This is a genomic window from Peribacillus sp. NPDC076916 (assembly GCF_050269675.1).
Classification (GTDB): domain Bacteria; phylum Bacillota; class Bacilli; order Bacillales; family DSM-1321; genus Peribacillus; species Peribacillus aracenensis.
In genome coordinates, this window is record NZ_JBNNIU010000005.1 from 168,570 (window position 1) to 190,399 (window position 21,830).

Genomic DNA, 21,830 nt, shown 5'->3' on the forward strand with positions numbered 1-21,830 from the left:
TGATTAAACATTCTAGGTGGTTAATCTTTGAATGATAACCCACCTGTCTCCATAGCATCCCTAAGTTTAGGTAAGGAAGCTGGTCCCATACCGTGAAACTTCAAAATCTCTTTTTCACTATATGTTGATAGCTGATGTAAAGAGGTTACCCCATTGTTTTCCAATGCGCGTCTGGCTGGTGCCGAAAGCACTGAAAGAAATCCGGTGTCAGGTTTGCGTTCTTGCTCACATACAGGGCAGTTCGGACAGTCGCTGGATTTATAGTATTTGTGACCCTTTTCGCAAGTCCTCAAATTCTTTTTTGAAGTGGTCATTGTCAATGTCTCCTTTTTTGATGATTTTTAACATTCTATCTTAAGAAGTAATCACATCGCACAGTTAACTTACGCTAAACTTTGGCGGAAACGTATCCTGATGTCATTAACTAGATTGCCCTCGCCCCAATCACCATAGCCCAGAAAGCTGTTAATTAACTAAGGGAGCTCAACAAGAACCTTACTTACTGTTTTCAGTTGCTTCTCGGGATATCCAAGGTCACTATACACCTCATATATCCAACAAGCAATATCTATGGCACAACTTTCATCTTCAACTATCATTTTATCATCTCTTGGTAACTAAACTGCCCTTTTAGTTTCATTGGAAAAGGGCTGCCGAAGCAACCCTTTTCAAAACCCAAAGTGAATGATGGATCAACCCACTTTATCTTCCTTCTGAGCCATTGTCTGAGCATCGGCTTGTACACGCTTGCCTATTCCAAAAGCGAAATAACTAATTGCAACGATAGCCAGAAAACCTATTCCAACCATTAGTGATATACGGGTGTCATCATTAAACCACATACCGATTAATACCATGATCAAGAAAGCGATGGTCAGGTAGTTTGTAACAGGTGCAAAAGGCATCTTGAAGGGATGATTGTGCATTTCGGCTTTTTTAATTTTCCTGAATTGGATTTGGCTGATCAGAATGACAAACCACGGAATCATACCAGGAAGTACACTCGCACTATATACATGCACAAATAAATTTTCTGGTGCAATATAACTTAAAACAACCCCAATTGCTAATCCTACTATCACTCCGAACGTACCGAATAAAGGTACACCGCTATTAGATACTTTCGCAAAGAATTTTGGCGCTTGGCCATTCATCCCTAATGTGTAAAGCATGCGTCCTGCACTGTAAATACCACTATTGCAGCCAGACATTGCAGCCGTGATTACGACAAAATTAATGATTCCAGCTGCTGCCGTGATACCAACTTTCGCAAAAGTAGCAACAAATGGACTGCCAATCGCACTTAATTGATCCCAAGGGTAAACGGTTACAATAATGAAAATCGCACCGATATAGAAAATTAAAATACGCCAAATGGTACTTTGAATTGCTTTGGTTATCGTTTCTTGCGGATTTTTTGCTTCACCAGCCGTAATCCCGATTAATTCTACACCTTGATAAGCGGCAACCACCAGTGAGAGAGCAAAGAAGAAGCCCTTCCAACCACCTGTAAATAAACCACCATGTTCCCAAAGATTCGATAATCCTAAGGCTTCCCCTCCATTACCGATTCCAAAGAAAATAAGTCCAAATCCTGCAACGATCATTAATATGATCGTTACGATTTTAATCAGTGCAAACCAAAATTCAATTTCCCCAAAGGATTTAACGGAAATTAAGTTCGCTGCTCCAAGAATCACCATTGCGATTAAACCTGGAATCCAAGCCGGGAGATCAGGGAACCAATACTGCATGTACGTCCCCACTGCAATTATTTCTGCCATCCCGACAATAACCCACTGGAACCAGTTACTCCATGCTGTCATATACCCTGCCAATGGATGAATGTACTTATAACCAAATGTTGCAAATGAACCTGTACTTGGCTCTAAATACAACATTTCCCCCATTGCACGCATGATCAAGAATATAAATATCCCAGAGATCGCATAAGCTAACATCACTGACGGACCTGTCCATTGAATCGTGCTGGCTGAACCCATAAATAAACCGACACCAATCGTTCCGCCCAAAGCGATCATCTGAATATGACGACTTTTCAAGTCCCTATTCAAATCTTTGTTTGCCATTCCATTTCCCCCTACACTACTAATAGTCGAAATTTAATGCAAGATGCTTAATACACTCCCTATTTAGTATAGAAATGATATAGCAGGCCCCACTTTTTTGAATCTTTCTTAAAGCTGCCTCATAAAATCATTCTTCACTCTTAATCAATCCTGACAGTTAGAAAGATTACTATCAAATTTCATGTATATCTTAATTCTGTTCAAGGTGTCATAGAAAGCGCTTACTTTTTATCGTTTATAACAGCCCATCCCTTAAGCGTTAAAATTCCTCTGTATAAAATAACTCGAATAAAAGAGTATTGCAACTCTTTTATTCGGCAGGCAGGTTAATTCATGCTGTTACTAAAAGGGACTTTAACCTCAGCTTCAACAACATATCATTCGTCATTTTCTCTAAATCATATTCCGCCTTGAATCCCCACTCTTCCTTTGCACAAGTTGAATCTATTGTATTCGGCCAACTATCGGCAATGGATTGTCTTACAGGATCGACCTCATAATTCATGATAAATTCCGGAATATGCCTTTTAATCTCGGCAGCAATTTGCTCCGGATCAAAGCTCATGGCTGACACATTGAAAGAATTGCGATGTTTTAATTTTGAGGCATCTGCCTCCATTAGATTAATGATGGCAGCTAAAGCATCAGGCATATACATCATATCCATATACGTTCCCTTATCAATGTAAGAAGTATATCGCTTATTTTTAATCGCTTCATAGTAAATTTCAACTGCATAGTCGGTAGTTCCACCGCCAGGAGGTGTGACATACGAAATCAGTCCCGGGAATCGAAGCCCCCTCGTATCAACCCCAAATTTATGATGATAATAATCACATAATAACTCTCCGGATACTTTATTCACCCCGTACATCGTATTCGGCCGTTGAATGATGTCTTGCGGTGTCCAATCTTTAGGTGTGGTTGGGCCAAACGCACCAATCGAACTAGGTGTGAATAATTGGCAATCGAGTTCCCGTGCCGATTCTAAAGCATTGACCAATCCGCCCATGTTTAAATGCCAAGCTAAAAGAGGTTTCTTTTCAGCTGTTGCTGACAATAAAGCGGCTAAATGTATAATTGTATCCACTTCATGTTTTTTTGCCATGTTAAACATCGCTTTTTCATCTGTAACATCTAAAATCTCAAATGGACCTGATAGGGCAACATCGTTGTCCGTTTTTCGAATATCTGTTGCAATGATATTGTCAGCTCCATAAATCTCTCTCATTTTCAGCGTAAGTTCTGAACCAATTTGACCTAAAGCCCCCGTTACTAAGACCTTTTTCATCAAAAATCCCTCCCTATGTTTTAAACTCTGAAACAAGCAATCTCTTATATGATCGACATCTCTTTTCCCACTTTTTCATAAATGGCAATTGCACGGTCCAGCATCTCTTTTGTATGAGCAGCAGTAGGCATATTCCTAACTCTTCCTGTACCCTTTGGAACGGTAGGGAATACGATTGATTTAGCATATACACCTTCTTCATTCAACCTCTTTGAGAATTGCTGGGTTTTTGCTTCATCCCCTATGATGCAAGGCGTAATCGGTGTTTCGCTCTCCCCGATATCAAAACCTAATTCCTTTAGGCCTTTTTTCAAGTAATCGCTGTTTTCCCACAGCTTATTTTGAAGTTCTGAGCTATTCATCAAAATCTCGATGGCTTCTATACTAGCTGCAACTGCACCCGGTGTGGCAGCCGTTGAAAATAAAAATGGACGGCTTCTCACCTTTAACCAATCAATCAAATCTTTCTTTCCTGCTACATAGCCTCCAACAACACCAATGGCTTTGGATAATGTTCCAATTTGGAAATCCACTTTATCCGATAACCCAAAATGTTTTACCGTTCCTGCACCATTACCCAATACACCTGATCCATGTGCATCATCAACATACGTGATTAAGTCAAACTCTTCTGCAATTTCCACAATTTCAGGAAGCTTGGCAATATCCCCGTCCATCGAGAAAACTCCATCAGTAATGATCATGACTTTGTTATACAACCCGGACTCCTTTGCTTGGCGCGCTTTTGTCCGTAAATCGTCCATGTCGGAATGGATAAAGGGAATAATTTTCGCCTTGGATAATCGACATCCATCAATGATTGAAGCATGATTCAGTTCATCTGAAAGGATGGCGTCATGTTTATCCATCACTCCTGAAATCGCTGCCATATTACAGTTAAATCCAGATTGATAAGCAATGGCGGCTTCTGTATGTTTAAATTCTGCAAGCTTTTCTTCTAATTTGACGTGAATATCCAATGTTCCGTTAATTGTACGAACAGCACCGGCTCCGACACCATATGTTTTCGTCGCTTCTATGCAAGCCTCTATTAATCGTCGATCTGTTGCTAAACCTAAATAGTTATTTGATGATAAATTAATTAACTTCCTGCCTGCAATCGTGATTACCGGACCGTTTGGACCTTCCACCGGATCAATTACGTTGTATAGTCCCTTTTCTTTTAAATCTTCCAAATTTTCTTTCAAAAATTGATTTAATACTTCACTTGACATTTAATATACCCCCTCATTGATGGCTGGAATAAATGTAGGATTTTTATATGTTTTACCCCTATTTAAAAAAACATTGTATTTATTTCTTTTTTTCTGAAAATACATGTGTCTTCTCCAAAAACACACACTAGATTAACCTAAACCCCTTTATACTAAGAGTTATAACAATCATAATAATAGATAAATTTAACGTTGTCCATATTGTGCGGACAAAAAAATCGGAATTTTTGTAGTTTTACAATAAACATCCGCCTAGAATGCGCTTATATCAACGGAAATACGAAGAGAAAATCATCATCACTTTTCAATGTAAACGATGTTTTATCTTCTGTTTTTTGGAGACATTAACAAATAACCACAAGTAAGGAGGGATATAGTGAAAACAGAAGATGAAAAAACCTCAGAAGGCCTAAATGAGATTTTTGAGATTATCAATGCAAAAGGTGACATTGGGGAACTAAAAGAAATCGTCCAAAAACCTGATGAACAAACAAATGAAGACAAGTAAACTAAGGGGATTAATCATCCTCTTTTTTGTCTGTTTTACATTGTACTAATGGACGCTTAAGTCCATTACAACAATAAAAGAGAGCTGCTGATCAGCTCGGATACAATTAAGTCTCACGTAGCGATCAAAAAAACAAAAAGTCATGCAAAAGAATGGGAGAAAGAGAATAAGAATAAGGATTTTCCCTATTTCTTTTCCTTTGTCCACAATCCATACACAACTTACAAATTATCACTTCGAAGATTGCCCTGAATCGGTCCATCGGCATTTCTCCGAGCGGTCCTCTTTCATATCGCCGCATTTGCAACAAATACATCAAAGTCATGATTATCAATTCTTGCTCGATCACGTTCATTTGCAATATCCAATTTGAAGACTTCCATATCCAGGCCCCGTTCCTGCGCCTCCCTCATAAGATCCGTTTTCTGGGAAGTGATTTCCGTTGTGGCGATTACACGGTGTCCCTGCTTTGCTAACCCGAGTGCAGCTCCTCTACCAAGCCCGCTGCCCGCTCCAGTAATGAAAATTGTTTTGGCCATCTTTCATTCCTCCTATCATGCTTCTCTATGATTCTTCTTCCCATAAACGAATGATATAGACCATTAAAAACGGTCTGCCTATATGCGTGTTTATCCGTTCTTTTAAAGGAAAAAAAACTATATCAAGTTTATTCCTGCATCTATTTTCAAGATAAGTGAAATAATTAACAAGAAGAGATATTTAAAGAAATAAAGGAGAATGGCTGTGAATTATAAAAATATCACGATTGCCGGCAGCGGCGTTTTAGGAAGTCAGATCGCATTTCAAACCGCATTCAAAGGGTTCAACGTGTCAGTATATGATATTAATGATGAAGCATTAGAACGTGCAAAAGATAGGATCATTAATTTGAAGCCATATTATAAAGAAGACATAGGCGCTACTGAGGAAGATCTTAATACTGCTTATGCCCGCATATCTTTCCACAGTGATTTACCTGTAGCAGTTGCCGAAGCTGACCTTGTGATTGAAGCGATTCCAGAAGTAGTTCAAATCAAAACGGATTTTTACACAGAGTTAGGAAAAGTTGCTCCTGAAAAAACAATTTTCGCCACGAACTCTTCTACATTATTACCAAGCCAATTTGCCGAAGCGACAGGCCGTCCAAAAAAATTCCTGGCTTTACACTTCGCTAATGAAATCTGGAAAAACAATACCGCAGAAATCATGAAACATCCAGGAACGGATAATGAAGTGTTCGATGAAGTGATTGAATTTGCAAAAGCGATTGGAATGGTTCCTCTGCCTTTACATAAAGAGCAGCCAGGCTATATTTTGAATTCCTTATTGGTTCCTCTTTTGGATGCTGCCCAAATGCTCTTATTAAAAGGAGTGGCTGATACGGAAACCATCGATAAAACGTGGATGGTCGCAACAGGAGCACCGCTTGGACCTTTCGCCATTTTAGATGTGGTAGGAATCAATACCGCTTATAATATTTCACTTGCAAAAGCGAAAGCGACAGGTGATCCAGAGGTTGAAAAGCTGGCTAACTTATTGAAAACAGAATATATCGATAAAGGGAAAATCGGAAGAGAAGCAGGAGAAGGCTTCTATAAATATCCCAACCCACATTTCGCAAAACCAGACTTTTTAAGAGGTTAATGAACTTGTATGAATGTGCAGAAGGTGTCTAAGGGATGCCTTCTGTTTTCAAATTATTTCTCACTTTCTAATGTCTTCGAATAGAAAAAGACCCTGAAATCGAAAAAGTGCTTTTCACGAAATCACGGCCTAAATATCATGAGGTTACAGAACCCTTATCCCCTATATCTCAAAGTTAATCCTTTTAGGAAGTTCCTGGCGTATCGATCCCCGCACTCTTTATAATTCCTATGACCCACTTTTCTTAATATAGCGCTTAATTCCCCTTTGGTTATCATGACTCCTGCATCTTCCAAGATATCAATCATATCCTCACTTGTTAATGTCAATGCTATTTTCAGTTTCTTCAGAAGGATATTATTCATACTTTCCTTATTCTTTACAGCCGGTGCCTGACTTTGAGGCTGACCAGGTTTTGGCTCTTGTCTCCCTCGTTTAAAAATGATCAAACCATTTAAGAAGGACTCTAGCATCATGTTATTACAGTTTACCCCATCTTCAGCTTCATCCATATCATCATCATATTCATCATAATAATCATCTTTTGGTTTTGTGAGCATCTGCATGACTTCTTCTCTTGTCACTTCAATCTCCCCGAGTTTAAATATCTCAACCATGTCTTTATCTTTAATATCCAGCGCATATCTTAATCGAATTAATATATCATGATTATGCATCCAAAACCCTCCTATGTATTTCTCGATTTTCACAGTACTTTCATTATTTCACAAATGGATGGAAATAAACGCAGATTAAAATCCGAGAACCTTTTACAGATTCCCGGATCACTCTGCTTATTCTTGAATCAGCTTCAATGAGGTCACTACTTCAACATGGCTCGTCTGAGGGAACATGTCCACCGGCTGCATGGCCTCCACACTATAAGAAGAGCCCAGTTCTTGTAAGTCCTTCGCCAATGTGGACGGGTTGCATGATACGTACACAATGGTTTTCGGTTTAACTTTCAAGATTGTCTGCAGTAACGATTGATCACAGCCGGATCTTGGCGGGTCGACGACCAATACGTCCGGTTTCCAGCCTTCTTTGGTCCAGCGTGGAAGGATATTCTCGGCTTTGCCTGTTTCATAGTATACATTGTTCCGTTTATGTTTTTTTGCATTTTTCTTGGCGTCCTCAATGGATTCTTTAATGACGTCCATTCCTCTGACTTCCTTGGCATTTTCGGACAGCCACAGGCCAATGGTCCCGACACCGCAATAAGCGTCAACCACTTTTTCCGTGCCGGTTAAGGCTGCCGCTTTTTTCACTTCATCATATAAGCGAACAGTTTGGACCGGGTTAAGCTGGAAGAATGTACGGGCTGATAGTTCGTATGATAGGTCACCCAATGTTTCGTTGATGACTTTTTCGCCTGCCAGGTGAATCGTTTTTTCGCCAAAGATAAGTGATGTGTTCCGGTTGTTGATGTTTTGAACGACCGATTTCACTTCTGGCAATTGGTCACGAATTTGTTTAAGCAACTGATCTTTTTGTGGAATTTCCTCCGCACCAGTAACGAGGACAACCTGCACTTCACCCGTTTCAAATCCTACCCGTGTGATGACCGTACGGATCACACCTTTTCTTTTTCTTTCGTTATAAATCGAGATGTTCAGGTTCTTTAGTATTTTTTTCACTGTCCGCGTTACCTTATTTGTTGCCTTATGCTGTACAAGGCAATTCGGGATATCGATCAGTGTGTGGGAATTCAAGCCGTAAAGGCCAGCAATCAATTTGCCATCTTTTTGGCCGACTTGGTACTGACTTTTGTTGCGGTAATTCCAAGGATCTTCCATGTCGATTGTTTCTTTTACATTTAATGAAGAAACTGGGAATTTATAATGACGTTCCATCGCTTGAATGACGATATCGCGTTTTTCAATTAGCTGCTGGGCATAGCTTAAATGCTGTAACTGACATCCGCCGCATTCAGCGTAAACTGGACATGGCGCTGCAATGCGATGCGGTGATTCTTTACGGATGGTTTTTATTTTCGCCTCGGTGAAGTTTGGCTGAACCTTTGTGACCAAAGCTACAATTTCTTCACCAGGCAATGCACCTGGGACGAAGACGACTTTCTTTTTGAAATAACCTACTCCCTCCCCGTTAATGCCAAGCCGTTTAATCGTAAGGGGAAGGGTTTGATTCACTTCCAGTTTTGTATCTTGAATGTTTGTCATTTCTTTTCACTCCGTTTTTCAATGCTTCTCCACAAATAGAGGGAAGCGTAGCTTAGATATGGGGCCCATTTCACACTATAGGACTCCATTTCTTCTTGGGTTGGCTTTTGCGGTAAGCCATATAATATTTTCAAGGCATTTTGAATGCCAATATCGGCTTTAGGAAATAGGTTCGGCCGGCCAAGTCCAAAAAGCAGGAAGTTTTCAGCCGTCCATCTACCGATACCGCGTATTTTTATTAGTGTGTCCATAACCTCTTGATCGGATAGCTTTTCCATTATATCAAGGTTGAGATGGCCTTGAGTGATCTGCTCTGAAAGTCCGATGACGTATTCGGCTTTCCGGCCACTGAATTGAATGGCTCTTAATTGTTCGATTCGAAGTTGGGCTGTTGTTTCCGGTGTCGGGTAAAACCAGGCACCTTCCAACTGGTAGCCGAAGGTTTTAACGAATCGTTCCGTGAGCGTATGGGCAAAGGATAAGTTCAATTGCTGATGTATGATGCATTTGACGAGGCAACTGTAGTAATCGAAGTCCAAGACAATGGCAGTACCGCGGTGCTCTTCGAAGATTTTACTTAAATCTGTTTCCCGGAAATGCCGGGAAACGCCTTCTAATGGCTGATGCCAATGAAAAACCTTTTTTAACCGTTCGATTGCTTTTGACTTGTAAACCTCTGAATGACCTTTGATGATAAAAGATGGTTCATCGATATTTCCTATTGCCTGAACCTGCAAAACGATTGGTTCTTTTTCTATATATAGCGGAACTTTTACCGTCCTGTTAGTAAAATCAACTACCTGAAGTGGGTCTAACGATAACCGTTCGAGAACTAGATCGAAATTATAGGGTCCTTGAACCTGTAATTTTTCTGTCCACACAAGCGATCCATCCTTTAGCAGTTTTCCACGTATTATAGCATGTTTCCAGAAATATTACTTGAAATTAAAGAGAATGGATAAAAGCGGGACTTGAATTATCACTACAGGACCCGCTTCTCATTTTAATAAAGCATTCGGTTCGGCAATTGTTTCTCAATCATTAAAGCATCCAGGCTACTGAATGTGTACCCCTGTTTTTCAAGATCCGTCAGAATCGAGTCCAATGCTTCCGCATTATCCTTCGATACGGTATGCAGTAATAAAATCGCGCCAGGATGAATCTGCTTAAGCACTTCATCGTGTGCGAACGCGGCACCCTTTTGTTGATCAACAATCCAGTCTTTATATGCCAGTGACCAGAAGATGTGGTAATACCCTTCTTTTTTTGCGACTCTCATCGTTCTCTCATTAAATACCCCACGAGGCGGCCTTAAGTAATTCATTCCTTTTTGCCCCGTTAATTTTTCCGTTGCTTTTTTTACCCGCTCAAGTTCCATGCGTATCACATCGTCCGTCACGCTGGTCATATCCGGATGGTTCCATGAATGGTTTCCTACGATATGCCCCTCATTAGCCATACGGACAACAAGCTCAGGTGCGGTCTTTAAATAATGACCCGTGACAAAAAAAGCTCCTGGAGCACCATGTTTCTTCAGAACATCTAAAATCTGGGCCGTATAGCCATTTTCATAACCGTTATCAAATGTTAAATAAACGACTTTTTTCCTTGTATCCCCTTTATAAATCGCTTCATATTCAGGCAGCATCTTATTGAATTTTTCACCTGCATCGGCAGGTGTCCCATTTTTTCCTTTATTGAAACCCCAGTTATAGGATTCTGCAAAAGCTGGGCTTGCCAAAGAGCATATCAAGCATATTAAAGCGGATAAAATCACCTTTTTTTTCATTGGAATATCCCCCATGTCCTTTTTTTCTTATTGTTTGGAACATGGAGATTTATATGCATGATATTGTGAATGTCGAATTATTGGATTCCATGTCTAATTCACTACGCCCAGGAACCAATTTTAGTACCGCGGGCCAAATTATTAGAGGTATTTCCCCGCCAAACTTAAATCCACCAAAAAAAGGCCCATCCTCCAAAAAGGATAGGCCCCCCATGCTTTGTTTATCCTTTAAATAACGCTTGTGCCGCCTTCCAAATAATGGCGATAGCGAAAATGAGAACGATTACAATTCCGACTACGTCAAGGAATGTTTCAAGTCCGGAGAAAATCGTGTTTGCCACAGGAAGTTTGATGAAAGCAAAACCAGTTAGCATGGCCATAAAGAATAAGAAGTAGTTATTCTGCATGAAAATCCCCCCTTTCTCTTCTAATGTATGTGCGACCTTTCCAAAAGATTGTACTTTTCTGAGGTAATTTTCGCCTTTTTTTCATATACATTAGCAGGGGGGGAATGAAATGCTGGAATGGGTTATCACTTTAGGCTTTGTTGGTTGTCTTGGTTTAAGTGGTGGAGTGTTTGTTCATTTTGTGAAAAGTGGATTGAATTTAGAGGATGCATCAAGGATCGATCCACTGCCGGAAATAGAAGAATAAGCTATGAAAAAGACGCCCAACCGTTTGGTGAGCGTCTTTTTCCATACATTTATTTAAATACTGGTTCTTTGAATTGTGCCAACTTTTCCAATGAAGATTGCTGAACGTCTTTATGCAGGCTGTTTCCATGTGAATCCATGGTTACTACTGCAGTGAATCCTTCAACATTCAGATGCCACATCGCTTCTGGAATACCAAATTCAGTGAAGTTCACGCCTTCGACGGATTTGATGCAGTCTGCATAATATTGAGCAGCCCCGCCGATTGCGTTTAGATAAACGCCGCCGTGTTCATTAAGTGCTTCCAGAGTTTTTGGTCCCATTCCACCTTTACCGATAACTGCACGGATGCCGAATCGTTTCATGATATCGCCTTGGTATGGTTCTTCACGAATACTCGTTGTCGGTCCGGCAGCCTTCACATGCCATTTACCTTCTTCATCCTTCAGCATAACTGGACCACAATGATAGATGATTTGTCCATCCAGGTCGATTGGTGCAGGATTTTCAGATAAATGCTTGTGGATCGCGTCACGGCCTGTATACATTCTGCCGTTAATATGAACGACGTCACCAACTTTTAATTCGCGGATTTGTTCTTCCGTGATTGGTGCTTGCAGGGTGATTTCACGGGAAGCTTTAACGTCCGGTTCAGCAGCGGCTGCCACTTCGTCCTTCGCTGCTTTTTCTGCTTCTAAAGCAAAGTCGATTTTCTCGCCTTCTTGATACAACCACTCATTGATTTCACCTGTTTCAGGATTGACTTTCACTCCTAAACGGCGGAACGCCCAGCAGTTGTAAGCAACGGATACGAAAAAGCTTGCCGGAATACGGTGCATGACACCGATTTTACACCCAAGCAGTGTAGTTTCGCCGCCAAAGCCCATCGTGCCGATTCCCAATTCATTAGCTGATTTCATGATGTAATCTTCAAGTTTACGAAGGTCTTCATTCGGATTCACATCTTCATTACTGCGGAAGAGTTGAGCCTTTGCCAGATCATATCCGGATGAACGGTCCCCACCGATACCAACGCCGATGAAGCCGGCACTGCAGCCTTGTCCTTGTGCTTGGTAGACAGAGTGAAGTACACATTTACGGATTCCGTCCAAATCACGGCCCGCTTTCCCCAATCCTTCAAGTTCCATAGGCAGACTGTATTGGATGTTTTTATTTTCACAGCCGCCGCCTTTTAAGATAAGGCGAACATCAATATAGTCTTTTTCCCATTGATCGAATTTAATGACCGGAAGACCTTCCTCAAGGTTATCCCCGCTATTTTCACCCGATAAAGAGTCAACTGCGTTTGGACGAAGTTTTCCGCCTTTAGTCGCTAAAATGATCGCATTTCGGATTGCTTTTTTTATTTCAAGTTGGTTTACGCCAACTGGAGTTTTTATTTTGAAAGTCGGCAGACCAGTATCCTGACAAATCGGTGATACATTGTCGTCAGCCATTGTGATATTATTCGTAATGGTGTCTAAGCTTAATGCAGAACGAGTACCTGCATTTTCACGTTGTTTTGCACTTTTGACTGCACGACGAACATCCTTTGGAAGATTCGTTGAAGTTTCAACGATAAGACTGTACATACTTTCTTGGAATTTTTGAATATCCAAATTTCTCTTCCCCCTCTTATTTCCCCTAGATTTAGATTTAATCATTTCCCTGCTTCTCTATAAATAGCGAATGATTCAACACCCGTTTTATTATACATCTAACATAATCTTTCGAAAACAAGTAATTATTTTTCTTAATGAACAGCAATTTGGAGAGAAATGATCAAAGCGCCTTAAATAGCCCATAGGTCAAATATCATCGCCAATCATTTCCAGTAAGATTTGATATTAAAAAGAGATGACGCAGGTTTCTCGTCATCCCTTCATGAATATTAACATTGAAAAAGTCATACTATCGAAACAGATATTAGTCTTTCCGGGTTTTGAATTGTTCCACTTTGCCTTCCAAATCATCTATCATGCCGATTAAACGGTCTATATCTTCCAACTCCGTAGTTTCCGGTTCGATATGATCAAGAACTTCCATGAACATCGTGAGGCGTTCTTTTAAGTATGTTAATTGTTCGTTTTTACCTGTAATGGATTTTCCCATGAGGCACTCTCCTTCCGTTCTTCTTTCATCGTAACGAAATCTGCTTCAAAGTGCAATGGCAAGCTATAAATACAGCTCTCCGCGATTTGACAATTTTTGTTCCCATTGTTCATAATGGGTTAGTGCATTATTACGTAAGGAGTTTTAAATATGTCAATAATCAAGCAAGATCTTTTAACACCAATTACACCCAAGTATGATCCTTGGGAAGCATATATGGACGTTGAACAATATGGAAAACTCAGCCTCACCAACGTGGAATTTACCACCACCACCCTTTGCAATATGCGTTGTGAGCATTGTGCCGTCGGTTACACACTTCAGCCCAAGGACCCGGATGCCCTGCCTCTGGAATTACTGATTCAGCGCCTTGATGAAATCCCCTTGCTTCGCTCGCTCAGCATCACTGGCGGGGAGCCGATGCTTTCAAGAAAACAAGTGAAGAATTATGTTTTGCCTCTATTGAAATATGCCCGCAGCCGCGGGGTACGGACACAAATCAATTCCAATTTGACCCTTGACTTGGAACGGTATGAGAAAATCATTCCTTATTTGGATGTTCTGCATATTTCCCATAATTGGGGAACGATCGATGAATTCATTGATATCGGCTTTGCCATGATGGATCGAAAACCATCTCGGGAACAGCGAAAGAAACTATTCGATAAAATGATCGAAAATTCCCGTGCCCTGACAAAAGCTGGTGTGCTGGTATCTGCTGAAACGATGCTTAATAAACGGACATTGCCTCATCTTGAGCATATTCACAGACAGGTCGTCGATGAAATGGGATGTCAAAGGCATGAAATTCATCCGATGTATCCAAGCGATTTCGCTTCGGCACTTGAAACTTTACCATTGGATAATATGCGTGAAGCGATTCATCATTTGCTTGATATCCGTGATGAGAATGTTTGGATGCTTTTCGGTACCCTGCCATTTTATCCTTGCAATAACAGTAAAGAGGATATAAAGCTGCTTCAACGCCTTTATGGTTCACATAAAGTGACCGTACGGAATGACCCTGATGGACGTTCCAGGTTAAACATCAATATTTTCACCGGGGAAGTGATCGTTACCGATTTCGGGGACGCGCCTACATTAGGGAATATTAAAGATCAGCCCTTGACCGATTCCTATGACACATGGATGAATTCGAAACTGGCCAATGAATTGAACTGCCACTGCCCATCAGTCAAATGTCTAGGCCCGAATGTTCTCGTCAAAAATGCTTACTACCCGAATGAGGACTTCAGGATCAGGAAGTCAACCATATGAAGAAAAACTCGCCAATCCGGCGAGTTTTTTAAATTTACCTTGGTTGCTGCGAGACTGTAAAGCTGAAGGAAACATGGTCCTGAACCGGTATCCATGCACCGATGCCTTGTGATGTGATGTTCTTTATCGTAATGGTTCTTTTATTTCCTTTTAGATTCAAATATACTTCCCCATATGTGACCTTGCCTTTTTCATTGACGGCGGAAGCAAAACTGGATAAGTAACCAATCCTATTTGAAGCCACATTATATACTTGGTCTTTTTTCGTACCAGCGCCGATGATCGTTTCAAAAGCTAAAGGCAAATTCGTTTTTTCAGTGGCTTTTAGCAGCATCATCTTTTGAACATCCTCAGCCTTTGGAATTTTCGCTGTCAGACCGCCACTCACTGCCTTCTGACTTTCCTGGACATAACGGATCTTATAGGGAACTTCACCACCGCGATTATCATAGTAATTCGTATTGATCTTTTGGTATTCCCAGTTTGGTGCCGTTTCAGAAGACTCATAATTCAAGGCCCAATGGCCAAGGTAAATGGTTGCCCTGTATCCAAAAGCAAGCGGGGCTTTTGCAATTGCGGATTCATTCAACATTTGGATGAGTTCTGGGTTTTCAATCTTGATATCCGACGAATCGATCAATTGTTTGGCCAGATTACTCGGCTGCAGCATCGGAAGATCCTGGGTCGGGTTCGGATACGTATTCTCCTTTGCAATATTCAATACTGAAGGTGGGATGTTCACCTTATTCTGATTTGCTTTGACTTCTGGTATATCAGCTGCAAAACTTACATTCGCCTGAATGAAGGCAATTAGGGCAATCATCATAATAATAATAGTTCTTTTCATTCTGTCGCACTCCTTTTGAGGGGTTCAATCATATTGATTATAGATTTTGTTTTTAGCCAACATTCTATACATTTCATTCCGATTTCAACTTTGTAATAAATTTGTAAAGTTCACAATATTTACTTTTCTATTTAAATCAGTTATACTTATTTTACATTATAAAAAGGAGGCGAAATCGTTCATACCTATTAAACCTTCAGGAGGTATGCTTATCGAACAATCCATGACACCCTTTTAAAGGATGACAGAAAACGAATTCGCCTATACTTAAATCTGATGTAAAAGGATGGTGTGACCCTCTAGAATATTTTCTCAACTTTTTCAAAAGCATGATGAAAAATTTTGGAATAACTTATGAATGGTAATTTACTAATATAGAAATGACTCTGCTAAATCTAACCCGAGCAGAGTCATTTCTATTTTTTCATTTTATAAAAAGAAAGACCTTCCACATCGGAAGGCCTGCATTCTTATAATAAATAAAATCCAATTCCCATAATGAAGTAAGCGGCCAATAAGGTAAGGCCTTCAAACCAGTTCGTTTCCCCGTCATTAGAAATCATGATCACCAGAAAGACTGCTGTAACCATTGATATTAGTTCTGGCATTGTGAAAACAAGCGGCATACTCGTTGGATACATTAACGAAATCAATACGAGTACAGGAGCAACGAACATCGCTACTTGAAGCGTGGAACCAACGGCAATCTCCACAGCGACATCCATTTTGTTTTTATAGGCCATTATGACGGCGGAAGCATGCTCTGCCGCGTTACCGACAATCGCTACGATAATGACACCGATGAATAACTCCGACCATCCGAAGGCTTCCCCCACCTCGCTAAACGTATGGACAAGTTTTTCCGATACATAAGCAACAGCCAATGTAGCGGCTGCAAGTATTATAATTGCCTTTTTCCTGCTCCACTCCGGTACTTCCGCTTCATGATCCTCGAGTTTCTCGTTATGCTGATATACCCCGCGGTGTGTAACCAATTTAAAGAATAATGCAGCAAGATATAATAAGATCATGATAATGGAAATTCCGACACTTAACGACATCGTGCTTGATTCACCCATGTTTTGTGTGAATACTTCCGGTATGACGAAGGCTACAATTACTGCAAAAATCAATAGACCGGCATTATGCCTCGCATCGAATACATTAAACTTCTGCCGTTTGTATTTAGTCCCTCCGATAAAGAATGAAAGTCCTGCCACCAACAATAAATTCCCTAAAACGGAACCAGTCAAAGACGCCAGCACGACACCCACTAGCCCTGCCTTTAATGAAAAGATGGATATGATCAATTCTACTGCATTACCAAAGGTTGCATTCAAGAGACCGCCAATCCTTGGTCCCATAACAATCGCTAAGCTTTCGGTGGCCCGGCCCATGAAGCCTGCCAGCGCCACGATTGTTAAGCAATATACTATGAACATGATTACACTCGGCCAATGCAATAACGACCCAATGACAGATAAAGGGACGCCTAACAGGACAAGCCCCAAAAATATTTTATTCACGATACTTCTCCTCACAATCCTATAGTTCTTTTTATGTAACAAAAACTATCATACATAATCTTCGGGTGTTGACAAAGGAAAATTTTATCATACCCTCTCTTCTTGACAATATTTACCCAAATTTCTATTGCTTAATCCTCTTCCTAAGATGTAACATCAAGAAGGTATACAATTCTTAGGAGACATGATTTTATGAATAGTAAATTGCTTTTAAGCGTTTTAATCTTAATTGTCGGTATATCGGGGTTTTCTCAAGGGATGCTTCTGCCGATCATTGCCATCATTTTTGAAAATGAAGGAATTAGCTCATCCCTAAACGGGTTTCATGCAGCCTCCCTTTATATTGGAATTCTATTGATTTCTCCTTTTATGGAAGCCCCACTCCGTAAATACGGCTATAAGCCATTGATATTATTTGGCGGGATAACGGTCATCGTATCACTTGCCCTATTTCCTGTCTGGAAATCATTCTGGTTTTGGTTCGTACTGCGTTTCTTCATTGGTATCGGCGATCATACACTTCACTTTGCTACACAGACTTGGATCACGGCCATTTCACCAATAGCGAAGCGCGGAAGGAATCTTGCCATTTATGGACTCTTCTTCAGTCTTGGCTTCATGGTTGGCCCACTGATGACGAAGCTTCTTGAGATCAATCAGTCTTTGCCTTTCATCATCACATCCATACTTAGCCTTCTGGCTTGGTCCACTGTTTACCTTATTAGAAATGAGCTTCCTGAACAAGATGATTCTGAAAGCACATCATTCCTTGGCACAATCAAAAGGTTTACGAAAGTTAGCCGCATAGCCTGGGTCGCTTTTTTACTTCCGTTTACATTTGGCGTGCTTGAAGCCTCATTGAATAGCAATTTCCCTGTATTCGCCCTGCGCTCCGGAATCGATTTAACCGCAGTATCCATCATCATTCCGGCATTTTCGGCAGGGACTCTGCTTACCCAGATTCCCTTGGGGATGGTCAGTGACCGCTTTGGACGGCGAAAGACCTTACTGACGATTCTTATATCAGGGTTTGCCATATTCACGCTTGCAGGGATATATTCCTATTCAGTGCTTGGCCTATTCCTCTGTTTTATGTTTGGCGGAATGATGGTTGGTTCGACTTTCTCGCTGGGAATCAGTTATATGGCAGATCTTTTACCTAGAAACCTATTACCTGCCGGGAATTTATTATGCAGTATATTCTTTAGTCTCGGCAGCATCGGCGGTCCATTCTTTGGCGGCCTGGTTATAGAACATATTGATGGAGGAAGTTTTTTCTATATGATAAGTATCATGCTTTTCCTTGTCTTCATATCATTGGCCTTGTTTAAGGAAAAAATGCCTGCTCCCGCAATGTAGTATAATTTTTTATCTTGACTGATTCTTTTATTATTCAGTTTTTCAATAAACATGTTAGAAAATACTTTATATTTTTTACTAGATTAGAATCATTCTTCTTTATTTCCGAATAGGATATGTGGTATTATAATAATAACAAAAGGGACATCACGTTTATAAACCTTTGAAAACATTGCTGTCATCGCAATTCCGGTGGCAGCTTTCATATTTTATCCAGAGAAATGACGTTGATTATCTTTCTCAATTATATATAACACAAATGATAATCTATATCATTTACACAAAAATAGAGAAGAATGTGGGAGGGAATCTTATGACTACAGATACTAAACATTTAACCCAACCGGCTGCATGCAAAACCACTTGGTTGGAAAAAGCAAAACCTCATCTAGAACTTATTGCTGCATTATTCAGCGGTTTACTTATAGTATTGGGCTGGGCCCTTTCAAAGAACGGAATGGAAACTGCCTCCATAATCATATACTTGGCCTCTTTCTTGATTGGCGGATATGCCAAGGCAAAAGAAGGCATAGAAGATACGATTGCCGACCGGGAATTGAATGTTGAGATGCTGATGATTTTTGCGGCAGTCGGATCTGCGGTCATCGGGTACTGGACGGAAGGCGCCATATTGATTTTTATCTTCGCTTTAAGCGGTGCCCTTGAAACATACACGATGAATAAAAGCCATAAAGAAATTTCGGCACTTATGGACTTACAGCCGGAAGAAGCACTGCGCATCACTAACGGATATGAAGAAACCGTATCCGTTTCACAGCTGCATATCGGGGATTTAATTTTAGTGAAACCAGGTGAGAGAGTCCCTTCAGATGGAAAAATCACGGACGGCCGTACCAATATCGATGAGGCCGCCATCACTGGCGAATCCATACCAGTCAGTAAATCATTGGATGATGAAGTATTTGCGGGAACGGTCAATCTCCGTGGAACGATTACCGTGGAAATCACCAAACCGGCAAGTGAAACTTTATTTCAAAAAATAATCACTCTTGTTCAATCCGCCCAAAGTGAAAAGTCCCCTTCCCAGCTGTTCATTGAACGGTTTGAAGGCACTTATGTAAAAGTAGTATTGACGGTTGTCGCCCTGATGATGTTCATACCCCATTTCCTATTGGGGTGGAGCTGGACCGAGACATTCTACAGAGCAATGATCCTGCTCGTTGTCGCTTCTCCTTGTGCCCTTGTGGCCTCTATCATGCCAGCTACACTTTCTGCCATTTCAAATGGAGCCCGTCATGGCATTTTATTTAAAGGAGGCATCCATCTTGAGAATCTAGGTAATCTGCAGGCAATTGCTTTAGATAAAACCGGTACATTGACAAAAGGAAAACCAGAGGTAACCGATGTTATTATCCGTGAATATTTAAACGAAGATGACTTCTTATTTCATATTGCATCTGTTGAAAATTATTCGAATCACCCTTTGGCAACATCGATCGTACGTTATGCCAAATCGAAATTGCAAAAGGATATCATTAAACCAAATAACATGGAAGATATCTCAGGTAATGGGGTTCAAGCCTATATCAATGGCGTGCTTTGGCAAGTCGGAAAGGCTGATTTCGTCGGTCGCAGTGAAGCAGAACGATTCCACAATGGCATTGCACTGACATTGGCTGAACAAGGCAAGACAATCGTTTATGCAAAAGATGATCAAGGAATTGCAGGCATACTCACTTTGAAAGATGTCGTGCGTGAAGAAACCGTTACAGCCATCGAAGCCTTGAAAAATGAGGGCATCCATACCGTCATGCTTACAGGGGATGGGGAAAAAACGGCTAAAGCGATTGCTTCGGAGAGCCATATAGATGCATATATTGCCGAATGTCTACCTGAAACCAAGGTGACTGAAGTGAAAAAGCTGAAAGAACAATTTGGCACTGTAGCAATGGTTGGCGATGGCATCAATGATGCACCTGCACTTGCAACAGCATCTGTTGGAATTGCAATGGGTGAAGGCACGGATGTTGCCTTGGAGACAGCGGATGTCGTTCTGATGAAGAATGACCTTCCGCGCATTGCGGAAGCAGTCAAATTATCCAAGAAGATGAATCGGATCATCAAACAAAACGTCATCTTTTCAATTTCGGTCATCATGATCCTGATAGCATCCAATTTCCTTCAATTTCTAGACCTCCCATATGGCGTCATCGGCCATGAAGGAAGTACAATTCTCGTTATACTGAACAGCTTAAGGCTTTTGAGAAACTGAACATGAAAAAGGAGCCTTCCAAGGCTCCCTTTTTTTATGATCGTTTCATTTAGTGATATCCGTTCTTACCGTTAGCAGAACCTGAAGTTTTATGGTTCGAACCTTTATTTTTTCCTTTTTGCTTTGTGCTGCCATCCTTTTTACTCATGAAAGAACTCCTCCTCTTCTAAAGTTGTCATTTCATGAATAGTATCCGCAGCATGTTAATCCGCTATTACGGAAACTCCAGGAAGATCATCCACATTCCGGTTTTTTCTTTTCACTAATGAGCGCATTTATTTCCCCACCCATTATGATTATGAGCCCAGACAAATAAAACCAGACCATTAATACGATGATTCCTCCAAGACTTCCATATGTTGCTGAATAATTAGCGAAGTTCTCCACATAAAATGAAAACAAAAAGGAAGCGAGACTCCATCCTGCCGTTGCAAAGATAGCACCAGGCAGTACGGTTATGCACTTCAGCTTTATGTTCGGCGCAATCCAATAAAGGATGGTGAACACAATTAAAAATACAAGCGTACTGATCACCCAGCGAAGTTGGTTCCAAATCGTAAGAAATTCATCGGATTGTCCAATTTCGGCAAATAAAAACACTCCGATTTGTTTTCCGAATACCGGCAGCAATAAAACGACAATAAAAACAAAAATCATCGCTAAAGTGAGAAGAATCGACATTCCCCGGGAAATAAAGAAAGTTCGACTTTCTTTTACACCATATGCATGGTTAAATGCTTTAATGATTGCATTCATCCCATTCGATGCCGACCATATCGTTCCGATGACACCAAACGACAATAAAGTCCCATTCGCTTCCATCACTTCCGATAGGTTAGCCTCAATAATTCTCATCGAATCGTCAGGCGCATATGTACGGACAGTATTTAATATATCTTCTTGGGAAAATGGCAGATAGGCCAATAAAGTGAATAAAAAAATAAGTAATGGAAACAGGGAAAGTAAAAAGAAATAAGACAGTTGTGCGGCAAGACCAGACACATCATCGACCTGCAACCGTTTTATGAAAGCCTTGAAGAATGAGCTTTTCAGCCATTCTTTTTTATTGGCCATACCTCCACCCC

At 40.7% G+C, this 21,830-nt stretch carries 20 protein-coding genes and 1 pseudogene; 6 read left to right on the forward strand and 15 right to left on the reverse strand.

Annotated features, from left to right (window positions below; translation table 11 throughout):
* Window positions 1-20: 20 nt before the first annotated feature.
* The 4 genes from ACQKFG_RS17535 to ACQKFG_RS17550 all read right to left on the reverse strand — a co-directional run bounded on the left by ACQKFG_RS17535 (window position 21) and on the right by ACQKFG_RS17550 (window position 4,616).
* A complete protein-coding gene (locus tag ACQKFG_RS17535; protein WP_427561105.1) occupies window positions 21-314 on the reverse strand; it encodes an RNA polymerase alpha subunit C-terminal domain-containing protein in 294 nt (97 codons plus the stop codon).
* 378 nt (window positions 315-692) lie between these two features.
* The gene (locus ACQKFG_RS17540; protein ID WP_342615023.1) at window positions 693-2,090 is read right to left on the reverse strand and encodes an amino acid permease; all 1,398 of its coding nucleotides are present in this window, start codon (window positions 2,088-2,090) and stop codon (window positions 693-695) included.
* Between the two features lie 331 nt (window positions 2,091-2,421).
* Window positions 2,422-3,381: an L-threonine 3-dehydrogenase gene (locus tag ACQKFG_RS17545; protein ID WP_427561109.1), complete on the reverse strand. Its 960-nt coding sequence runs from the start codon at window positions 3,379-3,381 to the stop codon at window positions 2,422-2,424.
* Between the two features lie 44 nt (window positions 3,382-3,425).
* On the reverse strand, window positions 3,426-4,616 hold the full coding sequence (locus ACQKFG_RS17550) for a glycine C-acetyltransferase (protein ID WP_427561112.1): 1,191 nt from the start codon (window positions 4,614-4,616) through the stop codon (window positions 3,426-3,428).
* A gap of 376 nt (window positions 4,617-4,992) precedes the next feature.
* Between ACQKFG_RS17550 and ACQKFG_RS17555 the strand changes: the two genes are divergently transcribed.
* Complete coding sequence (locus ACQKFG_RS17555; RefSeq protein ID WP_258832873.1) at window positions 4,993-5,124, forward strand: hypothetical protein; 132 nt, start codon at window positions 4,993-4,995, stop codon at window positions 5,122-5,124.
* Between the two features lie 232 nt (window positions 5,125-5,356).
* Here ACQKFG_RS17555 and ACQKFG_RS17560 read toward each other — a convergent pair.
* Window positions 5,357-5,663 (reverse strand): annotated as a pseudogene (locus ACQKFG_RS17560) (SDR family NAD(P)-dependent oxidoreductase); the annotation flags it as partial.
* A gap of 205 nt (window positions 5,664-5,868) precedes the next feature.
* On the opposite strand from ACQKFG_RS17560, the gene ACQKFG_RS17565 reads away from it, so the two are divergent.
* Window positions 5,869-6,768, forward strand: coding sequence for a 3-hydroxyacyl-CoA dehydrogenase (locus tag ACQKFG_RS17565; protein WP_427561116.1), 900 nt, complete (start codon window positions 5,869-5,871; stop codon window positions 6,766-6,768).
* A 155-nt stretch (window positions 6,769-6,923) separates the two neighbouring features.
* On the opposite strand, the gene ACQKFG_RS17570 is transcribed toward ACQKFG_RS17565, so the two are convergent.
* The 5 genes from ACQKFG_RS17570 to ACQKFG_RS17590 all read right to left on the reverse strand — a co-directional run bounded on the left by ACQKFG_RS17570 (window position 6,924) and on the right by ACQKFG_RS17590 (window position 11,144).
* Window positions 6,924-7,445 carry a DUF1456 family protein gene (locus ACQKFG_RS17570; protein WP_192207779.1) on the reverse strand — a complete coding sequence of 174 codons (522 nt, stop codon included), beginning with the start codon at window positions 7,443-7,445 and terminating at the stop codon, window positions 6,924-6,926.
* Window positions 7,446-7,562: 117 nt separating this feature from the next.
* Window positions 7,563-8,948, reverse strand: coding sequence for a 23S rRNA (uracil(1939)-C(5))-methyltransferase RlmD (gene rlmD / locus ACQKFG_RS17575; RefSeq protein ID WP_427561119.1), 1,386 nt, complete (start codon window positions 8,946-8,948; stop codon window positions 7,563-7,565).
* The gene (locus tag ACQKFG_RS17580) at window positions 8,945-9,829 is read right to left on the reverse strand and encodes a DNA-3-methyladenine glycosylase family protein (protein WP_192207777.1); all 885 of its coding nucleotides are present in this window, start codon (window positions 9,827-9,829) and stop codon (window positions 8,945-8,947) included. Before ACQKFG_RS17580 ends, rlmD begins: the two co-directional genes overlap by 4 nt.
* A gap of 122 nt (window positions 9,830-9,951) precedes the next feature.
* Entirely contained in the window at window positions 9,952-10,737 is a 786-nt protein-coding gene (pdaA, locus tag ACQKFG_RS17585) for a delta-lactam-biosynthetic de-N-acetylase (protein WP_192207776.1), read from the reverse strand.
* A gap of 221 nt (window positions 10,738-10,958) precedes the next feature.
* Complete coding sequence (locus tag ACQKFG_RS17590; RefSeq protein ID WP_192207775.1) at window positions 10,959-11,144, reverse strand: hypothetical protein; 186 nt, start codon at window positions 11,142-11,144, stop codon at window positions 10,959-10,961.
* Between the two features lie 109 nt (window positions 11,145-11,253).
* Between ACQKFG_RS17590 and ACQKFG_RS17595 the strand changes: the two genes are divergently transcribed.
* A complete protein-coding gene (locus ACQKFG_RS17595; RefSeq protein WP_170971547.1) occupies window positions 11,254-11,391 on the forward strand; it encodes a hypothetical protein in 138 nt (45 codons plus the stop codon).
* Window positions 11,392-11,440: 49 nt separating this feature from the next.
* Here ACQKFG_RS17595 and ACQKFG_RS17600 read toward each other — a convergent pair whose 3' ends face one another.
* Together ACQKFG_RS17600 and ACQKFG_RS17605 are read right to left on the reverse strand one after the other, a co-directional pair.
* Window positions 11,441-13,009 carry a fumarate hydratase gene (locus ACQKFG_RS17600; protein WP_427561125.1) on the reverse strand — a complete coding sequence of 523 codons (1,569 nt, stop codon included), beginning with the start codon at window positions 13,007-13,009 and terminating at the stop codon, window positions 11,441-11,443.
* Window positions 13,010-13,316: 307 nt separating this feature from the next.
* The gene (locus tag ACQKFG_RS17605; RefSeq protein WP_427561128.1) at window positions 13,317-13,502 is read right to left on the reverse strand and encodes an SE1561 family protein; all 186 of its coding nucleotides are present in this window, start codon (window positions 13,500-13,502) and stop codon (window positions 13,317-13,319) included.
* A gap of 150 nt (window positions 13,503-13,652) precedes the next feature.
* Between ACQKFG_RS17605 and yfkAB the strand changes: the two genes are divergently transcribed.
* On the forward strand, window positions 13,653-14,780 hold the full coding sequence (gene yfkAB, locus ACQKFG_RS17610) for a radical SAM/CxCxxxxC motif protein YfkAB (protein WP_427561131.1): 1,128 nt from the start codon (window positions 13,653-13,655) through the stop codon (window positions 14,778-14,780).
* A 34-nt stretch (window positions 14,781-14,814) separates the two neighbouring features.
* Here yfkAB and ACQKFG_RS17615 read toward each other — a convergent pair whose 3' ends face one another.
* Window positions 14,815-15,627 carry a YfkD family protein gene (locus ACQKFG_RS17615; RefSeq protein WP_427561134.1) on the reverse strand — a complete coding sequence of 271 codons (813 nt, stop codon included), beginning with the start codon at window positions 15,625-15,627 and terminating at the stop codon, window positions 14,815-14,817.
* A gap of 470 nt (window positions 15,628-16,097) precedes the next feature.
* On the reverse strand, window positions 16,098-17,156 hold the full coding sequence (gene cax, locus ACQKFG_RS17620; RefSeq protein ID WP_228467651.1) for a calcium/proton exchanger: 1,059 nt from the start codon (window positions 17,154-17,156) through the stop codon (window positions 16,098-16,100).
* A 189-nt stretch (window positions 17,157-17,345) separates the two neighbouring features.
* Here cax and ACQKFG_RS17625 point away from each other — a divergent pair, with 189 nt between their 5' ends.
* Complete coding sequence (locus ACQKFG_RS17625; RefSeq protein WP_192207770.1) at window positions 17,346-18,512, forward strand: MFS transporter; 1,167 nt, start codon at window positions 17,346-17,348, stop codon at window positions 18,510-18,512.
* Between the two features lie 313 nt (window positions 18,513-18,825).
* The gene (locus ACQKFG_RS17630) at window positions 18,826-20,745 is read left to right on the forward strand and encodes a heavy metal translocating P-type ATPase (protein ID WP_427561137.1); all 1,920 of its coding nucleotides are present in this window, start codon (window positions 18,826-18,828) and stop codon (window positions 20,743-20,745) included.
* A gap of 234 nt (window positions 20,746-20,979) precedes the next feature.
* Here ACQKFG_RS17630 and ACQKFG_RS17635 read toward each other — a convergent pair whose 3' ends face one another.
* Window positions 20,980-21,819: a YihY/virulence factor BrkB family protein gene (locus ACQKFG_RS17635; protein ID WP_192207768.1), complete on the reverse strand. Its 840-nt coding sequence runs from the start codon at window positions 21,817-21,819 to the stop codon at window positions 20,980-20,982.
* Window positions 21,820-21,830 lie beyond the last annotated feature (11 nt).

Bases quoted from the DNA above. Each gene is read 5' to 3' on its own strand.
- ACQKFG_RS17535 (WP_427561105.1), bottom strand. From the start codon at position 314: ATGACCACTTCAAAAAAGAATTTGAGGACTTGCGAAAAGGGTCACAAA.
- ACQKFG_RS17540 (WP_342615023.1), bottom strand. From the start codon at position 2,090: ATGGCAAACAAAGATTTGAATAGGGACTTGAAAAGTCGTCATATTCAG.
- ACQKFG_RS17545 (WP_427561109.1), bottom strand. From the start codon at position 3,381: ATGAAAAAGGTCTTAGTAACGGGGGCTTTAGGTCAAATTGGTTCAGAA.
- ACQKFG_RS17550 (WP_427561112.1), bottom strand. From the start codon at position 4,616: ATGTCAAGTGAAGTATTAAATCAATTTTTGAAAGAAAATTTGGAAGAT.
- ACQKFG_RS17570 (WP_192207779.1), bottom strand. From the start codon at position 7,445: ATGCATAATCATGATATATTAATTCGATTAAGATATGCGCTGGATATT.
- rlmD (WP_427561119.1), bottom strand. From the start codon at position 8,948: ATGACAAACATTCAAGATACAAAACTGGAAGTGAATCAAACCCTTCCC.
- pdaA (WP_192207776.1), bottom strand. From the start codon at position 10,737: ATGAAAAAAAAGGTGATTTTATCCGCTTTAATATGCTTGATATGCTCT.
- ACQKFG_RS17590 (WP_192207775.1), bottom strand. From the start codon at position 11,144: ATGCAGAATAACTACTTCTTATTCTTTATGGCCATGCTAACTGGTTTT.
- ACQKFG_RS17595 (WP_170971547.1), top strand. From the start codon at position 11,254: ATGCTGGAATGGGTTATCACTTTAGGCTTTGTTGGTTGTCTTGGTTTA.
- ACQKFG_RS17605 (WP_427561128.1), bottom strand. From the start codon at position 13,502: ATGGGAAAATCCATTACAGGTAAAAACGAACAATTAACATACTTAAAA.
- yfkAB (WP_427561131.1), top strand. From the start codon at position 13,653: ATGTCAATAATCAAGCAAGATCTTTTAACACCAATTACACCCAAGTAT.
- ACQKFG_RS17615 (WP_427561134.1), bottom strand. From the start codon at position 15,627: ATGAAAAGAACTATTATTATTATGATGATTGCCCTAATTGCCTTCATT.
- ACQKFG_RS17625 (WP_192207770.1), top strand. From the start codon at position 17,346: ATGAATAGTAAATTGCTTTTAAGCGTTTTAATCTTAATTGTCGGTATA.
- ACQKFG_RS17630 (WP_427561137.1), top strand. From the start codon at position 18,826: ATGACTACAGATACTAAACATTTAACCCAACCGGCTGCATGCAAAACC.
- ACQKFG_RS17635 (WP_192207768.1), bottom strand. From the start codon at position 21,819: ATGGCCAATAAAAAAGAATGGCTGAAAAGCTCATTCTTCAAGGCTTTC.